Below are 16,866 nucleotides of genomic sequence, written 5' to 3'. Positions count from 1 at the left end.
CAAACGAGGGGTCGTTCCCATGGTGGCGGGCGACACGAATCTGTAGGAGCGGGCTTGCCCGCGATGCATTTCAGAGGGCAAACGACAGCGCGAGGTGCACCTGTTGGCGCTGGGCCAGACGCTGCTGGAACTCCATGGGGTCGTGAATCAGCACGTCCTGGCCGGCGAAGCTTTCGGCGGCGATCAGTCGCGACAGCCAGAAGCGTACGCAAGCCACGCGCAGCATGGTCGGCCACAACTCGGCCTCCGCCGCGGTGAACGGCCGCAGTGCCGCGTAGGCGCCGAGCAAGGCCCGCGCCCGCTGGCCGTCGAGCACGCCATCAGCGTCCGAGCACCAATCGTTCAGAGCAATGGCCACGTCGTAGAGCATCGGCCCCGAGCAGGCGTTGTAGAAGTCGATGAGCCCGGTCAGGTGCGTGCCTTCGAACATGGCGTTGTCGCGGAACAGGTCGGCGTGGATATTGGCCCGGGGCAGCGCCAGGATCGCGACTTTCTGCGCGACGATTTCATCCAGTGCCCGTTGCAGCAGGTCCTGGGCCTGAGGGTTCAGGTGGGACAGCAGTTGCGCGCCCTCGGCCTGCATCCAGTCCAGGCCGCGATCGGTCTTGCGCTTGATCATGTTGTCTTGGGTGGCCACGTGCAGGTGGCCGAGCAGCTCGCCGACCTGGGCGCAATGCTGGGCGTTGGCTTCCTTGATGTGCTTGCCTGCCAGGCGTGGTTGCAGCAGCGCCGGCTTGCCTGCCAGTTCCCGCAGGGCCACGCCGTCGGTGGTGCGCAGCGCATAGGGCACTGGCAGGTCGGCGTTATGCAGCACGTCGAGCAGCTCGATGAAGAACGGCATTTCCTGGACCGGGCCGCGCTCGACCAGGGTCAGGACGAACTCGCCCTGTTCCAGGCTGATGAAGAAGTTGGTGTTTTCGCTACCAGCGGCAATCCCCTGGAAATCGAGCAGGCGGCCGAGCCCGTAGGGGGCGAGAAAGGTTTCCAGCTCGGGCCGAGCCAGGGGGGTGAACACAGACATGGTTAAAAACTGCCAGTACGGGCGCCGCAGTCGAGCCAGCGCCAATTGAAGTCAAGAGCGGTTTACCACTCAAAAATTTTCCACGCCGGGATCAGCATATCGGGCTGGTCGGAGCGGATGAAGTTGCCGTCGGAGCCATCAGCACGCACCAGAAAGTAGGGTTTACCGCCCTTGGGTGTGATCTTGATGGCGTACAGGAAACCGTTTTGGCGGTACTCCTGAATGGTCTTGTCGCCTTCCGTGCGAATGGTGACGTCCGGATCCGCTGAAGGCGCATCCTCCGCCGCAATCGCTGCCAAGGGTACGATTGCAATCAAGCCGGCCAGCAGCAAGCGATTCAGTGTGCGCATGATAACCTTGTCCCTTTGTCGTCAACGGTCCCGCTATTCTAGCGCCGGACCCGCCGAAAAGGTTGATCGTGCTCATGAGCCAAGCCCCCCTCGTCCTGGTGGACGGTTCTTCTTATCTGTACCGCGCGTTTCACGCGTTGCCGCCGCTGACCACCTCCAAAGGCCTGCCCACCGGCGCGGTGAAGGGCGTGTTGAACATGCTCAAGAGCCTGCGCAAGCAGTACCCGGACAGCCCGTTCGCCGTGGTGTTCGACGCCAAGGGCGGGACCTTTCGCGACGACATGTACGCTGACTACAAAGCCAACCGCCCCAGCATGCCCGACGACATGCGGGTGCAGATCGAGCCGCTGCATGCCAGCGTGATCGCCCTGGGCTTCCCGCTGTTGTGCGTTGAAGGCGTAGAGGCGGACGACGTGATCGGCACCCTGGCCCGCAGCAGCGCGGCGGCTAACCGACCGGTGGTGATCTCCACCGGCGACAAAGACATGGCGCAGTTGGTCGACGGGCACATTACCTTGGTCAACACCATGTCCGGTAGCAGCATGGATGTGGAGGGCGTGAAGGAGAAATTCGGCGTCGCTCCCGAGCAAATCATCGATTACCTGGCGCTGATGGGCGACTCCTCCGACAACATCCCGGGCGTGCCGGGCATTGGTCCCAAGACCGCTTCCGGCCTGCTGGTGGGGGTCAACGGTGGCCTGAAGGAGTTGTACGAGCAGCTCGATATCGTCCCGACCTTGCCGATCCGTGGGGCCAAGACCCTGCCGGCCAAGCTCGAAGAACACAAAGAAATGGCCTTCCTCTCTTACCGTCTGGCGACCATCAAGGTCGATGTGGAGTTGGACGTGGGCCTGGACGACCTGCATTTGGGCGAGCCCGACCGCGAGAAACTGGCCGAGCTCTACAGCGTGCTGGAGTTCAAGAGTTGGCTCGATGACTTGCAACGCGATGCCAAGCGCGTCGAGCTGAGTGGCGTGGCTCAGGGGGAACTGGCGGTCGATGAGTCGGCGCCTGCCGAAGCCGAGGCGCCGGTGGCTGTCGAAGTGCAGTACGAAACCATCCTCGACCAAGCGCGTTTCGACGCCTGGCTGGCGAAGTTGAAGAGCGCCAAGCTGATAGCCTTCGACACCGAAACCACGGGTATCGATGCGCAGCAGGCGCAGTTGGTGGGCTTGTCGTTCGCCGTACAGCCAGGCGAAGCCGCCTATATCCCGCTGACCCATTCCTATATCGGTGTGCCGGACCAATTGGACCGCGACACCGTGCTGCTGGCCTTGAAGCCGTTGCTGGAAGACCCGCAGCTGCTCAAGGTCGGCCAGCACGCCAAGTTCGACATGAACATCCTGGCCAACTGCGCCATCGGCGGCGACCAGGCCAACGGTATCAACGTGCAGGGTGTTGCGTTCGACACCATGCTTGAGTCTTATGTGCTCAACTCCACAGCGACCCGTCATGACATGGACAGCCTGGCCCAGAAGTACCTGGATTACGCTACCACCAGCTTCCAGGACATCGCCGGCAAGGGTGCCAAGCAGCTGACTTTCGACCAGATCGCCCTGGAACAGGCCGGTCCTTATGCCGCTGAAGATGCGGACGTGACCTTGCGTCTGCACCAGAACCTGCACCAGCAACTGGCCGCGATCCCGACCCTGGCCAGTGTCTTGACCGACATTGAAATGCCGTTAGTGCCGGTACTGGCACGCATCGAACGCCAGGGGGCGTTGGTGGATGCCGAGTTGCTGGGCGTGCAGAGCATCGAGCTTGGCGACAAGATGGTGGCGCTTGAGCGTGAAGCGTTCGAGATCGCCGGTGAAGAATTCAACCTCGGCTCACCCAAGCAACTGGGTGCGATCCTCTACGAAAAGCTTGGTTTGCCGGTGCTGAAGAAGACCGCCAAGGGCCAGCCATCCACCGCCGAAGAGGTGCTGGCCAAGCTGGCGGAAGATGACTATCCGCTGCCTAAGGTGCTGATGCAGTACCGCTCCATGAGCAAGCTGAAAAGCACCTACACCGATCGCCTGCCGGAGCAGATCAACCCGCGCACCGGTCGCATCCACACCTCTTACCACCAGGCCGTGGCGTCCACCGGGCGTTTGTCTTCCAGTGATCCGAACCTGCAGAACATCCCCGTGCGCACCGCTGAAGGGCGGCGTATCCGTCAGGCGTTTATCGCGCCGAAGGGCTACAAACTGCTGGCGGCGGACTATTCGCAGATCGAGCTGCGAATCATGGCTCACCTGTCCAAGGACGAGGGCCTGCTCAATGCCTTCCGCAATAACCTCGACGTGCACACCGCTACTGCAGCGGAAGTGTTCAAGGTTGAGCTCAAGGACGTCACCTCTGACCAGCGCCGCAGCGCCAAGGCCATCAACTTCGGCCTGATCTACGGCATGGGCGCACAGAAGCTCGGCAAGGATATTGGCGTCGACACCAAGCAAGCCAAGGCCTATATCGACACCTACTTTGCGCGCTACCCGGGGGTTCGCGAATACATGGAGCGCACCCGCGCCCAGGCGGCGGATCAAGGCTATGTGGAAACGTTCTTCGGGCGTCGGCTGTACCTGCCCGAGATCAACTCCAACAAACCTCAGGAACGCGCTGGCGCCGAGCGTACGGCGATCAACGCGCCGATGCAGGGCACTGCGGCGGACATCATCAAAAAGGCCATGGTGGCGGTGGATCAATGGCTGGCCGCGTCGGGCCTGGACGCCAAAGTCATCATGCAGGTGCACGACGAACTGGTCCTGGAGGTCCGTGAAGACTTGGTGGACCAGGTTCGCGAAGAAATCCGTGGCTACATGAGCGGTGCGGCAACCCTGGATGTACCGCTATTGGTGGAAGTGGGCGTGGGTAACAACTGGGACGAGGCTCACTAACGCGCTTTTGCAGGGCTTTGAGCGGTTTTTACCGCGGCAGGGTGTCGCGGTAAAAACTGGCGAAGGGCTATTAGCGCAGAACATTTTATTGGTTATTTCCAATAGTTTTTGCAGCGCTGCGGAACTAACTCAGTGAAAGCCGACTCAGAGTTACTGAATGGCTGGTGAAGCCCTTCGATGCTCCTATGTTGTGTTAAGTGTTGGCAGATATCTGGACCCCGCCCTAGCGGTCCGGAACTTGAACCCCGAACTTCCCCCTCCCCATACGAAGTCCGGGGTTTTTTTTGCCCGAAAATTGCCTGTGTGGCGATCATGCGGCGTTAAAAACAGGCGGGAAATGCTCATTTAGGCCCCTAAACTCCGCTTTCCCGCCCATTTTTGCCTTGCCTGCTCACCACACAGGCCATTTTAGGTTTGTCCCTCTCAGGCCTCTGCTTCTTCGGCGCCTTTGTCTGCCAGTTCCATCCAGCCCGCCAACACAGTGTAGGCCTCTTCCAGGCCCATGCGCTTTGGGGCGGAGAACAGTTGGATGGTGATGGTGTCGCCCCAGCCTTTACGAATTTCTGCCTGCACCTTGAGCAAGGTGTTCTTGGCGGCGCCGTAGGTGAGCTTGTCGGCTTTGGTCAGCAGGATGTGCATGGGCATGCCGCTGGCGACGGCCCAGTCGAGCATCAGCAAGTCGAAGTCGGTCATTGGATGACGGATGTCCATCATCAGAATCAGGCCTTTCAAACTCTCGCGGCTGCCCAGATAGGCTTCCAGGTGACGCTGCCAGTGCTGCTTGAGCGGGATAGGTACTTTTGCGTAACCGTAGCCGGGCAGGTCGACCAGACGGCGATCGTCGTCTAGCTTGAAGAAGTTCAACAGCTGTGTGCGGCCCGGAGTTTTCGAGGTCCGCGCCAGGCTGGCGTGAGTCAGGGTGTTCAAGGCGCTGGACTTGCCGGCGTTGGAACGGCCGGCAAAGGCCACTTCAAAGCCTTCATCGTCTGGGCACTGGTCGACTTTGGCAGCGCTGAGCATGAAGGTGGACTGTTGGCACAGGCCGAGGATGGGGTTTTTCAGTTGCATGGGATTTCCGAGAATAGGGGCGGTGCCGAGAATGGGTGCGGCAAGCGGTGTCGTTTCCGTTTCAGTAGCGCCAGTATATAATGCCGCAGATTTTGTGTGTGCTTTGTCCCAGCGTAGGGCGAAGTTCACGAGAGCGACAGACCTTGATTGCGCATTAGAACGCAACACGCTCTCAACCCTGAATAGGTCGTTTTATGACGAAATGGCTGCTAGCTGCCGGTGTCTTGATGCCGCTTTACAGCGCTCAGGCTACACAGGATCCGGAAGCTGTGTACAACCGTGTTTGTGGGGCTTGTCATTCCGGCCAACTACCCACGGCGCCCCGCAAGGGCGACCAGGAAGCTTGGGCGCCGAGGCTGGCGCAAGGTATGGAGACGCTGGTGCAACACGTAACCCAGGGTTTCAAGGCGATGCCGCCGCGTGGTTTGTGCATGGACTGCAGTGCCGAGGATTACCAAGTCATCATCCAGTGGATGAGCGAGTGATCCCGGTCCATAACTCTTTAACCCTTAGCCGTAGTTGGATTAGCTGATGAACAAATTAATCGTGAGTCTGCTGTTGACCTTGGGTATCACAGGTGTTGCCCATGCTGCAGGCGATGCTGCTGCCGGTCAGGCGAAAGCCGCTGTCTGTGGCGCCTGCCACGGCCCTGACGGGAATAGCATGGCGCCAAACTTTCCAAAACTTGCGGGTCAGGGTGAGCGTTACCTGAACAAGCAGTTGCACGACATCAAGTCCGGCAAGCGCCAAGTATTGGAAATGACCGGCCTGCTGACCAACCTGAGTGATCAGGACATGGCCGACATCGCCGCCTACTTCGCCAGCCAGAAAGGCAGCGTCGGGGCTGCGGATCCCAAGGTCGTGGCTCGCGGTGAAGAGCTGTTTCGAGGTGGCAAGCTGGACCAGGGCATGCCGGCCTGTACCGGTTGCCACTCGCCTAACGGCACGGGCAACGCAGCGGCCGGTTTCCCTCACTTGGGTGGCCAGCACGCGCAGTACGTGGTCAAGCAGTTGACCGACTTCCGTGAAGGCAACCGCACCAACGATGGCGACACCATGATCATGCGCAGCATCGCGGCGAAGCTGAGCAACAAGGACATCGAAGCGGTATCCAGCTACATTCAAGGTCTGCACTAAAACGCGCCTGGTCGGCATCGTCGCTGGCGCATGATGGCGGCGATGTTAATGGTCGATTAATCTGACGGTGCAAACATAAAGGGTGGCTCAGGCCGCCCTTTTTTATGGCGTCTGCCGCTACACTAGCGAACTCAAGCCCGCCATGACCTGTCTGAAGCCAGGTCGCGCGAGGCGACCTAATTGTTCAGGAGTAAAGCATGCGTAATCTGATCCTCAGCGCCGCTCTCGTCACCGCCAGCCTGTTTGGCGTGACCGCTCAAGCCGACGAGCCCCTTGTAGCCGGTAAACAATTTGTTGAGTTGAGCAGCGCCGTTCCGGTTGCGGTGCCTGGCAAGATCGAAGTCGTCGAGCTGTTCTGGTACGGCTGCCCCCATTGCTATGCGTTTGAGCCGACCATCAATCCATGGGTTGAAAAACTGCCTGCCGACGTGAACTTCGTGCGTATTCCGGCGATGTTCGGCGGTATCTGGAACGTTCACGGCCAGTTGTTCATCACCCTGGAAGCCATGGGCGTCGAACACAACGTCCACAAGGCGGTATTCGAAGCCATCCACGGTGGCAAGAAACTCGCCACGCCGGAAGAAATGGCTGACTTCCTGGCGGGTGAAGGCATCGATAAGGGCAAGTTCCTCAGCACCTACAACTCCTTCGCCGTCAAAGGCAAAGTCGAGGACGCCAAGAAGAAGGCCCAGGCCTATCAGATCTCTGGTGTGCCGACCATGGTTGTCAATGGCAAATACCGCTTCGATCTCGGCAGCGCCGGTGGTCCTGAAGGCGTGTTGAGCGTGGCCGATCAGTTGATCGCCAAAGAGCGAGCGGCCAAGTAAGCGGCGCCCCGCCATGTCGCGCTGGGGTAATGAACGGCTGGTTGGCCTGCATGATGCGCAGGTCAACGAGCATCATCTGACGTCGACTGGGCTGCCGGCCGATAGCCGTTTACGTTTACTCAGCTTCAACATCCAGGTCGGTATCAGCACCGAGCGTTATCGTCATTACCTGACCCGTGGTTGGCAGCACCTGCTGCCCCACACCGGGCGTGCCGACAATCTGCAAAAAATCGGCAACCTGCTGGGCGACTTCGACCTGGTGGCCCTGCAGGAAGCCGATGGCGGTAGCCTGCGTTCAGGCTACGTCAATCAGGTGGAACACCTGGCCCAGCTGGGTGCCTTCCCCTATTGGTATCAACAACTCAATCGTAACCTGGGACGCCTGGGCCAGCACAGCAATGGCGTGCTCAGTCGCTTGAAGCCCTGGGCGATTGAAGATCATCCGCTGCCTGGCCCCAAAGGCCGGGGGGCGATTCTCGTGCGTTTCGGCGAAGGCCCTGAAGCACTGGTGGTGGTGATGATGCACCTGGCGCTGGGGGCTCGAACCCGCACCCGGCAGCTTGCGTATATCCGCGAGCTGATCGGCGGCTACCGGCATCAGGTATTGATGGGTGACATGAACACCCACGCCAGCGACCTGCTGGAGCACTCGCCCTTACGCGACCTTGGTTTGCTTGCGCCACAACTGGAAGCGACGTTTCCCAGTTGGCGCCCCCAACGCTGCCTGGACCACATTCTGCTCAGCCCCAGCCTGACCCTGGAGCGTGTCGAAGTCCTGGCCCAACCCATTTCCGATCACCTGCCGGTCGCGGTAGAGATTCGTTTGCCGGGTTTGCTCACGGCCGATGCCCTCCCCGTGTTGAGCACTGCCCCTCGCGGATCCGATGAATGAGCGACGACGCCCAGCGCTGGAAAGAGAAATACCTTAAAAGCATCGAACAACAGGAAAAGCTCGAGCGTCGTTGGGATGCCCGCCTCGACTTGCTGCGCCGTGGCTTGGTGCGCAGCACCCTGGCGGCAGAAGGGACTGACCGCGCCGTCGACCAGTGCATGAAGGAAATGCGCGACGTGGTGCGTAGCGACGACATGGATGCGGGCCTGGCAGCCTTGTTGCCGCGCCTGGAAAAAGCCGTGCTCGACTCCGAGCAGCGCCGCGAAACCCGAATGAATCAGATGAGCAGCGCCCTGACGGCCCTGGTCACTCAGCTTCAGGCTTTGCCACTGCCCCGGGAAGTCAGCCGCCCGCTGAAGAAGTTCGCCAAGCAATTGGACAGTCGGGTCGGCCAGGCTCGAGAGATTCCCCTGCTTCTGGGCGAGCTCAGTGGCTTGCAGGGTCAGGCCCTGAGCGTGCTGGACAATCCTGAGGAGGAGACGAACCGCCCCGGGTTCCTCCAGCGCTTGTTCGGCGCCCGTGAGGCAGATTCGCAAGACGCTGTCAGCGAAACCCCGGCGTCGATCTCGACCCCCGCAGCAAAGCCATCGCCATCAGCATCGCCGGATGACGATGAAGACGCCGACGATGTGATGCCTGCGTTTGATCCGCCGCCCGATTCGGTGCCTGCCAAACCGGCCTCGGTGACACCGGTACCGTCGGTCATGGACCCACTGCCGGCTACAACTCCGATCCAGCCCGGCATCGAGGCATTGCCTGAGCTCGACCCAGAGCCAGAGCCAGAGCCAGAACCAGAACCTACGCCCGCGCCGCCCTGCTCGACAGCCCCCGAACCGCTTGCGGAAGCACCGCCGGCGGCGCAGGTCACGGCCTTTGTACCTCCGGTGCTGCAGCCCGAACCCGTGGTGGTAGCGTCTGTTGTCGAGGCCGATCAAGCGCAAAGCCCGCCAGCCGAGCCGCCCGCACCTGTTGCCGTGGCCTCCCCGGAGCCGACACCGGAAGCGTTGCTCAATCCTGACGAACTGCTCCCGCCTTCACCGGCGACCGAGGGCAGTACGCCGTCCGTGGCGCTGCTCGACAGCCTGCCCCTGCCGGCGGTCATGGCCGAAGCCCTGGCGGCGATCGACCCTGAACAGCCTGAAGAGGACGTGCTCTACGCCCTGCCGGACTCGCCAGAACCGTCCTACAGCTCGGTGGCCAAGCACATCGAAAGCACCTTGCTGGGGCTCTTGGATGACCTGAGCCTGCCCGAACGCCATCGGCCCCAGGCGGAAGCCATGCGCGATCGCCTGGAGCACGGCCTGAATTGGTACGAACTGCTGCCGATCCTCGATGACCTGGCCGTGCTGATGCTGGCGATCACCGACAGTGGCCAGCATGAATTCGAGACTTACCTCAAGCAGCTCAATGAGCGCCTGGAGTCTTTCCAGAACAATCTGCAGGCCGCCAGCGAAGGGCATGCCGAAAGCCATTCCGCCGCCCGAGCCATGGACAACCAGATTCGCGAGCAGGTCGATGGCCTGCAAAGCAGCGTCCAGGAAGCCGCCGACCTGGATGACCTCAAGCAGGTGCTGGAGAGTCATCTGGAAGGGCTGCTAGGCACCATGGACCAGCACCAGAAGCAGCGCGACGAGCGTGAGCGAGAAGTCGCCACACGCTTGCAAAGCCTGGCGGAGCGGGTCTCAAGCATGGAGCAGGAGGCCCAGGGTTACCGTGAGCACCTGGAAGAACAGCGGCAGAAAGCCCTGATCGACCCCCTCACCGGCTTGCCCAATCGCGCCGCTTGGAGCGAACGCCTGGAGCACGAAGTCAGCCAGTGGCAGCAGCACGGCAATACGCTGTTGCTGGCGATGCTGGACTTGGACCACTTCAAGCGCATCAACGACAACTATGGCCACCTGGCCGGCGACAAGGTGCTGAAGATCATCGCCAGCGTGTTGCGCAAACGGCTGCGGGGCAGCGATTTCATTGCCCGGTTCGGTGGCGAAGAGTTTGTGCTGCTGATGCCCAACACGCCCTGGCCGGTGGGCAGCCGGTTGCTGGAAGCCTTGCGAGCGGCCATTGAAGCCTGTCCGTTTCACTTCAAGGGCGAGCGTGTGACGATCACCGTGTCCATTGGCGTGAGCGCCTTCAAGCCGGGAGAACGGGGCGATCTGGTGATCAAAAGAGCCGATCAGGCGTTGTATCGGGCCAAAGACGCCGGCCGTAACCGGGTGGAATTGGGCTGACGGGCAGCCAGCGAATTTTGTATCAAGCCGCGCTTTTGCCGGTTCGGCTGGGGGCATTCCGTTACACTGTTGCATTACTGTCTTCAGCGTACTGCCCCTTGCCATGAAACTTCTTGCTCTCGCCTTCTCCCTTTTAGCTCTCGCCGGTTGCGCCAGCGGCCCGCGGATCGACACCAGCCACCCCTCGGTCAACTTCGACAACCGCGCGCAATTCATCGTGGTGCACTACACCTCCGCGTCCCTGGAACGCTCCCTGGCCTTGCTGACCCATGGCCAGGTCAGTAGCCATTACCTGATCGGCGATGACAAGGCCGCGACCGTCTACAAACTGGTGGACGAGAACTACCGCGCCTGGCACGCCGGCGAAAGCGAGTGGCAGGGCCGTACCTGGCTCAACTCCAGCTCCATCGGGATCGAGATCGTCAACCCGGGGTTCCGCGACACGCCCACCGGGCGCCTCTGGTACCCCTACAGCGAAGCGCAGATCCAGAACCTGATCGTGCTGCTCAAAGACATCAGCCAGCGCAACCGCATCTCGCCGCAGCACATCATCGGCCACAGCGATATTGCACCGTTGCGCAAGCTCGATCCGGGCCCGCTGTTCCCCTGGAAGCGCCTGGCGGAAGCGGGCCTTGGCCAGTGGCCCAATGCCCAGGCAGTGGCCGCCCAGCAGGCGCTCTACGCGAACCAGTTGCCGAGTATCAGTTGGTTCCAGCAACAGCTGGCGCACCTGGGTTATGGCACGCCGCAGACCGGTGAGTGGGATGTAGCGACTCGCCACGTGCTAGCGGCCTTCCAGATGCACTATCGTCCGGCACGTTTCGACGGCACCCCGGACGCTGAAAGCGCGGCTATTTTGCAGGTGCTCAACCAGACAAAATAATGACGCCCGCCCGACGGTCTGCGCGCTTTCTTCATCAGCAGCTATAACTGATTGGTAATCCTTCGGATGTCCAATAATGCCCGCCGCTCGCGAGCCCTCGCGCACTTGGTTCCATCGCCCCTGGTTATTGGCGACGCTTGCGGCTGTGCTGAGTGCGGGCTTGCTGGTGGTCGGCAGTGGAGGGCTGGCGATGCATCAGGCGCGCCAGCGCGAAAGCCAGCAAATGAATGCCCAGGGGCAGCGCTTCCTCGAACGCCTTGAGCAGCTGTTCGGCCAACTGCGTGAAGGCTTGGACGAGCTGGAGCGCCAGCCGCTGCGAGAATGCAGTGGCGAGATGGTGGCGGCCCTGCAACAGGTCAGTTTCAGCTATCGCTTCATTTACGAAGCCGCCTATATCGATGCCACCCAGGCCTGTTCCAACTGGCCGCGCCAGGACAGCCTGGCGGCGGCGCGAGCCCCGGATATTCGCGGGCCAACCTACAGTTACTGGCTCAACACCTCCACCCAGCCCAACGAAAACCTGGCGGCCTTGATGCTCGGGCGCGGCAACTTTCGCGTCGCCACCTCCCGCGGCCATTTGACTGACATGGTGGACCTGCCGGCGGGTAGCAGCTTGATGGTGGTACTCGACCACGGCACCCGGGCCATCCCGGTGCTGGGGCTGGCCCAGGCCTGGCCACCGGCTGATGCCTGGCCGCGAAACGACCACGAAGCCCTGCAATTGACCCCGACCCAGTTGATCTACCGGATGCCCACTCGCACCCCGGAGTACCAACTGGTGCTAATTACCCCGCGCGCCAGCCTGCAAGCGGAAATGCTTGATGACTGGTGGTGGCTGTTGCCGGTGAGCCTGGTGTTGTCGCTGTTTATCGGCGGGCTGGTGTATCAGTTGGTGCGCCAGCGCCAGTCATTGGGCGCAGAGTTGCAGGGGGCGGTGCGTCGCGGCGAATTGCAGGTCCTGTATCAGCCGATCTTCGACCTCAGCAGCCGTCACTGCGTCGGCGCCGAGGCCCTGCTGCGCTGGCGGCGGCCGGACGGCACCCTGACCAGCCCCGACCTGTTCATTCCCCTGGCCGAGAACACTGGGCAGATCCGCCAGATCACCGATTTCGTCCTGCAGCGTTTGCTGGAGCAACTGGGGCATCTGCTGCGGGCCAATCCGCAGTTGTACATCTCGGTCAACCTGGCCGCCTGCGATGTCATGGTGCCGCGCATCGGCCTGGTCATGACCCGCCTGCTGGCCCTGCACAAGGTGGCGGCACGGCAGATCGCCTTTGAGGTGACCGAGCGTGGGCTGATCGACGTGGTGGTGGCCCGCGACAACTTGCAGGCCCTGAGGGACTTGGGGCATCAGGTGCTGATCGATGATTTCGGCACCGGTTATTGCAGCCTGGCTTACCTGCAAAGCCTGCCGGTGGATTGCCTGAAGATCGACAAGGCGTTTATCGACGCCCTGGGGCACGATGCAGCCAGCAGTGGCGTGGCGCCGCATATTATCCGCATGGCCCATGCCCTGCAGCTCAAGGTGATTGCTGAGGGTATCGAGTACGAGGACCAGGCTCTGCTGTTGAGCAGCGAAGGCGTGAGTTACGGCCAGGGTTGGTTGTTTGCCCATGCCCTGAGCGCCGTGCAGTTCATCGAGTTGATTACCCGTGGGCGAAGACTGGCGCCCCGGCGCATCGACGACGAAGCCTGAGCACCCGCCCTAAAGCGGCAGGGCCAGGTAGAACTGGGTGCCTTGCCCAGGCCGCGAATAGACCCCCATGCGCCCGCCGTGCAATTGCACAATCTCCTTGCACAAGGCCAAGCCCAACCCCGCGCCGCCCTTCTTGCGTCCGACCTGGACAAAGGGTTCGAAAATCCGCCCTTGCTGGCCATAGGCGATGCCTTCACCGTTGTCTTCGACGCTGACGATTACCCGTTCTCCGTGACGCCGTGCCTGCAGCTGGATCTGCCCGCCCCGGGGGGTATGGCGCAGGGCATTGTCGATCAGGTTGTCCAGCACCCGTTCCAACTGGGGCTGGTCGGCGTGCAGGCGTGGCAGCGGTGTTTGCAGGTCCATCAGCAACTCGATGTCCTGCTCACGGGCTTGCTCGCTGAAGCGATCACGGGCTTGTTGCAGCAGGTCCTCGAGGTCACAGGGGGCCAGCGTGAGTTTTTGCAGGCCGTTCTGATAGCGAGAGAAGTTCAGCAGGTCGTTGATCAGCTGCATCAGGCGTTGCATCTCTTCATTGACCGTATTGAGCAGGTCGGCCTCGCGGGACTCCTCGGAAAAGTGCAGGCGCTCTTGCAACAGCCCGAAGGCCATGTGCATGCCCGTGACGGGGGTACGCAACTCGTGGGAGGCCCGCAGCACGAATTCGCTGCGCACCCGTTCGAAGGCCCGCTGCTCGGTGACATCGTGCAGCACCATCACCGCGCCGAGAATATGGCCCTGGGTGTGGCTGACTGGGGTCAGGCTATAAGTCAGCAGGCGTGATTCGCCGTCGACCTCGATACTCAGGTCCTCCGGGACCCGCTCCAGGCCGCCGCCGCGCAGCACCATTTGCAGTTGTTCATCCAGCTCAGGGCGTTGCAGGGCGCTGCCCAGGCCCTGGCCCAGGCGATCCTCGTCCCAACCCAACTGGCGTTGGGCTACGGGGTTGAGGTGCTCCAGGCGGCCCTGGCGGTCGATCATCAGCAAGCCGTCGTCGATGCTGTCGAGCACCGCTTGCAAGCGTTGTTGGCCGGCCAGCAGCTCATCGACATTGGTGGCCTGATGTTGGCGCAGGGCTTCGGCCATGATTCCGAAGCGGCGCGTCAGCAGGTTCATTTCCGCTGCCGAGGAAATAGGCAGGGTCACTTCGAAGTTGCCTTGGCCGATGTTATCCGCCGCCTTGGCCAGGGCCTCGATGGGCGCGCCGAAGCGTCGGGCAATGCCGTGAGCGGTGATAAAGCCGATGATCAGCACCGCCACGCCCACCAGCCCTAGTACCCCCGCCACCAACAACGCACGCTCGTGGGCCTGGCGCTCCAGCTCATTGATGTTGTCCAGGGCCTGCTTGTGCTCATTGATCAGGCCGCTGCGCAGGGTGTTGAAGCGTGCGGTCAGCTCGTCCTTGGTGCGGCTGTCGTTGGACTCGACACTGCGTTCGAAGGCGTCGATGAATTCCAGGTAGTCACTGCGGGCCTTCTGGAAGCCACTGTCCACCCGGCTTTGCTGTTCATGGGCCAGGCCTTGGTCCAGCAACTGCAGGTAGTGCTGTTTGGAGGCGTCCAGGGCCCTGGGGTCGTGGGTGTCGCTGAGCATGATGATCAGGTGGTCGCCCAGGGACTGGCGCAGCTTGAGACCCAGGTCCAGGGTGATGAAGTTGTCGCGGATCAGCGACTCCTGGGTCTTGGCCATCTGCATCACGCTGACCAGCCCCAGCGACAGCCCGAGCAGGGCCACGGTGATCAGCGCCGAGATGCTTAAAAACAGTCGCGTGCGCAGCTTCATCGCCAGTTTCATCGGGGGGCGCTCACAGGTTGTACTGTTTGCGTTTGCGATACAGCGTCGAAGCGTCGATGCCCAGGGTCTTGGCTGCCTGATCGAGGGTATCGCTGGTGGCCAGCACGGCGCCGATATGGGCCTTTTCCAGCTCGTCCAGGCTCAGGGCCGCGCCGATGCGCGGTGCGTTGTTGGTCGGTTGCTCGGCCATGCCCAGGTGACTGATCTCCACCCGCTCCTGAGGGCAGATGATGCTCGCCCGCTCCACCACGTTGCGTAGCTCGCGAATGTTGCCTGGCCAGCGGTAGTTGAGCATGGCCTCTCGGGCCTCGTCGCTAAAGCCTCGGGCCGGCCGCGCATACTCTTTTACGAAGCGCGCCAGGAACCGGTCGGCCAGGGTCAGGATGTCTTCGCTGCGCTCGCGCAGTGGCGGCAGGTGCAGGGTGATCACGTTCAGACGGTACAGCAGGTCTTCCCGGAAGCGCCCGTCACGCACCATGTCCTCGAGGTTGAGGTTGGTGGCGGCGAGGATGCGCACGTCGGCGCGGCGGGTCACTGGGTCACCGACCCGCTCGTATTCCTTGTCCTGGATGAAACGCAGCAACTTGGGTTGCAACGTCAAGGGAAAGTCGCCGATCTCGTCGAGAAACAGGGTGCCGCCGTCGGCTTGGTTGACCCGGCCCAGGGTGCTTTCGCTGGCCCCGGTGAACGCCCCGCGACTGTGGCCAAAGAGTTCGCTTTCCATCAGCTCGGCGGTCAGCGAAGGACAGTTGATGGTCACGCAGGATTTTTTCGCCCGCTTGCTCCAGCCGTGAATGGCCCGGGCAACTCACCCTTACCGGTGCCGGACTCGCCGAGGATGAGGATGTTGGCGTCAGTGCTGGCCACTTGGCGGGCGGTTTCGAGCACCACTTTCATGGCCGGGCTGTGGGAATCGAGGCCGTCCTTGGGTTTGCGCACTTCGCCTTCCAGGGCTTCCAGGCGCGCCGAGAGCTGGCGCACTTCCAGTTGCTTGGCGGTGGCCAGGCGCAGTTGGTCCGGGCTGCAGGGTTTGACCAGGTAATCCGCAGCACCGGCCTGGATCGCATCCACGGCGGTGTCGACGGCGGAGTGTGCAGTGACGATGACCACACGCATCCACGGCGCCTGGATACGCATCTGCGCCAGCACGTCCAGGCCGTTGTCTTCACCCAGGCGCAGGTCGAGGAAGCACAGGTCGAACACCTGGCGCTGCAGCAAGGCATCGGCTTGGGCTGCGCTGTTGGCGGTGGCGACGGTGTAGCCCTCGTCTTCGAGGCAATAACGAAAGGTGCGCAGGATGGCGGATTCATCATCCACCAGAAGAATGCGGCCTTGATTTTCCGGCGCTGATTCCATGTCCCAGGCTCCTTTAATGAATAGTCTTCTTTAGTCCCGGAAAAATCGGGCAAGTTGCAATGTTAATTCTGATTGATTCGCCGGGGCGCCGGTTGGGTATCTGCGCCCGAAATAGCCAATTGTTTGAAATTTTTAGGGTTTCGCCCAGAAGCCCTTGGGACCTCGCGTGTGGATCAGGCCGTCGAGGCCTCGGCAAAGTTCCCTTTGTTTAAGTTTTGCTCATTCGCAGCGGGCCTGATCGTGCATTTCGCACGGTCAACCAGGGGCCATCGTGCAGGATGCGTCTCGGGCATGTCTGTCGATAGATATTAAGTTATTGATTTTATTGAGTATTTATCTTCTTTTGAAGCTGGCATGCAGGCTGCAATAACCCTGTTATCGAGGAGCGCTTTCACCGGCTTCCATAACAACATCACCACCAGTGTGGGAGGAGCTCCAGGATGAATCGCCAACGTCTTGCCCAATTGCGTATTTCCCCACTGCATGTGCAGCAAGGGCTGTTTGCCAGCCTGGCGCTGTTGGTGACGCTGATTGGCGGTCAGCAGTTCGAACGCTGGCAGCACGGCCAGCAACTGGTGGAGCGCACTCCGGTGCAGCACGCCACCCAGACCCATTTCAGTTCGGTGAGCAGTCGTCTGGCCGAATCCCAACCCATGCACATGATGGCCGTCGACCAGGCTCAGCCTGTGAACGAGGCGCCCCGTCAGCAGCGTTGGGTGTTCTAGGCACCAAGGCTCG

General features: G+C 61.6%; 13 protein-coding genes and 1 pseudogene. 9 read left to right on the top strand and 5 right to left on the bottom strand.

The features are described 5' to 3' along the window. Positions 1 to 70 precede the first annotated feature (70 nt). Both M1B34_RS04575 and M1B34_RS04570 read right to left on the bottom strand, forming a co-directional pair. Positions 71 to 1,021 (bottom strand): homoserine kinase, encoded by a 951-nt coding sequence (locus tag M1B34_RS04575; RefSeq protein WP_268264547.1) that lies wholly within the window; start codon positions 1,019 to 1,021, stop codon positions 71 to 73. A gap of 62 nt (positions 1,022 to 1,083) precedes the next feature. After that, a complete protein-coding gene (locus tag M1B34_RS04570; protein WP_123328071.1) occupies positions 1,084 to 1,371 on the bottom strand; it encodes a DUF2782 domain-containing protein in 288 nt (95 codons plus the stop codon). A 74-nt stretch (positions 1,372 to 1,445) separates the two neighbouring features. Here M1B34_RS04570 and polA point away from each other — a divergent pair, with 74 nt between their 5' ends. Then, complete coding sequence (gene polA, locus M1B34_RS04565) at positions 1,446 to 4,247, top strand: DNA polymerase I (protein WP_268264546.1); 2,802 nt, start codon at positions 1,446 to 1,448, stop codon at positions 4,245 to 4,247. Between the two features lie 423 nt (positions 4,248 to 4,670). Here the strand turns inward: polA and yihA are convergent, their stop codons facing one another. Then, positions 4,671 to 5,315: a ribosome biogenesis GTP-binding protein YihA/YsxC gene (gene yihA / locus M1B34_RS04560; RefSeq protein WP_123328073.1), complete on the bottom strand. Its 645-nt coding sequence runs from the start codon at positions 5,313 to 5,315 to the stop codon at positions 4,671 to 4,673. 194 nt (positions 5,316 to 5,509) lie between these two features. Here yihA and M1B34_RS04555 point away from each other — a divergent pair, with 194 nt between their 5' ends. From M1B34_RS04555 to M1B34_RS04525, 7 genes are all read left to right on the top strand, one after another. Then, positions 5,510 to 5,800, top strand: coding sequence for a c-type cytochrome (locus M1B34_RS04555; protein WP_123328074.1), 291 nt, complete (start codon positions 5,510 to 5,512; stop codon positions 5,798 to 5,800). 46 nt (positions 5,801 to 5,846) lie between these two features. After that, a complete protein-coding gene (locus M1B34_RS04550) occupies positions 5,847 to 6,452 on the top strand; it encodes a c-type cytochrome (protein ID WP_268264545.1) in 606 nt (201 codons plus the stop codon). A gap of 197 nt (positions 6,453 to 6,649) precedes the next feature. Beyond that, entirely contained in the window at positions 6,650 to 7,279 is a 630-nt protein-coding gene (locus tag M1B34_RS04545; protein WP_123328076.1) for a thiol:disulfide interchange protein DsbA/DsbL, read from the top strand. Positions 7,280 to 7,292: 13 nt separating this feature from the next. Then, the gene (locus M1B34_RS04540; protein ID WP_123328077.1) at positions 7,293 to 8,171 is read left to right on the top strand and encodes an endonuclease/exonuclease/phosphatase family protein; all 879 of its coding nucleotides are present in this window, start codon (positions 7,293 to 7,295) and stop codon (positions 8,169 to 8,171) included. Continuing rightward, complete coding sequence (locus M1B34_RS04535; RefSeq protein ID WP_268264544.1) at positions 8,168 to 10,399, top strand: GGDEF domain-containing protein; 2,232 nt, start codon at positions 8,168 to 8,170, stop codon at positions 10,397 to 10,399. The genes M1B34_RS04540 and M1B34_RS04535 overlap by 4 nt, the downstream gene beginning before the upstream one ends. Before the next feature lie 103 nt (positions 10,400 to 10,502). Further along, a complete protein-coding gene (locus M1B34_RS04530) occupies positions 10,503 to 11,282 on the top strand; it encodes an N-acetylmuramoyl-L-alanine amidase (protein ID WP_268264543.1) in 780 nt (259 codons plus the stop codon). Positions 11,283 to 11,358: 76 nt separating this feature from the next. After that, positions 11,359 to 12,978 carry an EAL domain-containing protein gene (locus tag M1B34_RS04525; RefSeq protein ID WP_268264542.1) on the top strand — a complete coding sequence of 540 codons (1,620 nt, stop codon included), beginning with the start codon at positions 11,359 to 11,361 and terminating at the stop codon, positions 12,976 to 12,978. Positions 12,979 to 12,987: 9 nt separating this feature from the next. On the opposite strand, the gene M1B34_RS04520 is transcribed toward M1B34_RS04525, so the two are convergent. Together M1B34_RS04520 and algB are read right to left on the bottom strand one after the other, a co-directional pair. After that, the gene (locus tag M1B34_RS04520) at positions 12,988 to 14,772 is read right to left on the bottom strand and encodes a KinB sensor domain-containing domain (protein ID WP_268264541.1); all 1,785 of its coding nucleotides are present in this window, start codon (positions 14,770 to 14,772) and stop codon (positions 12,988 to 12,990) included. A 10-nt stretch (positions 14,773 to 14,782) separates the two neighbouring features. After that, positions 14,783 to 16,128: pseudogene (gene algB / locus M1B34_RS04515) on the bottom strand (sigma-54-dependent response regulator transcription factor AlgB). 440 nt (positions 16,129 to 16,568) lie between these two features. Between algB and M1B34_RS04510 the strand changes: the two are divergent. Beyond that, positions 16,569 to 16,853, top strand: a complete 285-nt coding sequence (locus M1B34_RS04510) for a hypothetical protein (RefSeq protein WP_123328083.1) — start codon at positions 16,569 to 16,571, stop codon at positions 16,851 to 16,853. The last annotated feature ends 13 nt before the right edge of the window (positions 16,854 to 16,866 follow it).

The sequence above is a fragment of the Pseudomonas morbosilactucae genome (assembly GCF_023241715.1).
GTDB lineage: Bacteria > Pseudomonadota > Gammaproteobacteria > Pseudomonadales > Pseudomonadaceae > Aquipseudomonas > Aquipseudomonas morbosilactucae.
This window is presented reverse-complemented; position numbering and strand designations above follow the sequence as displayed.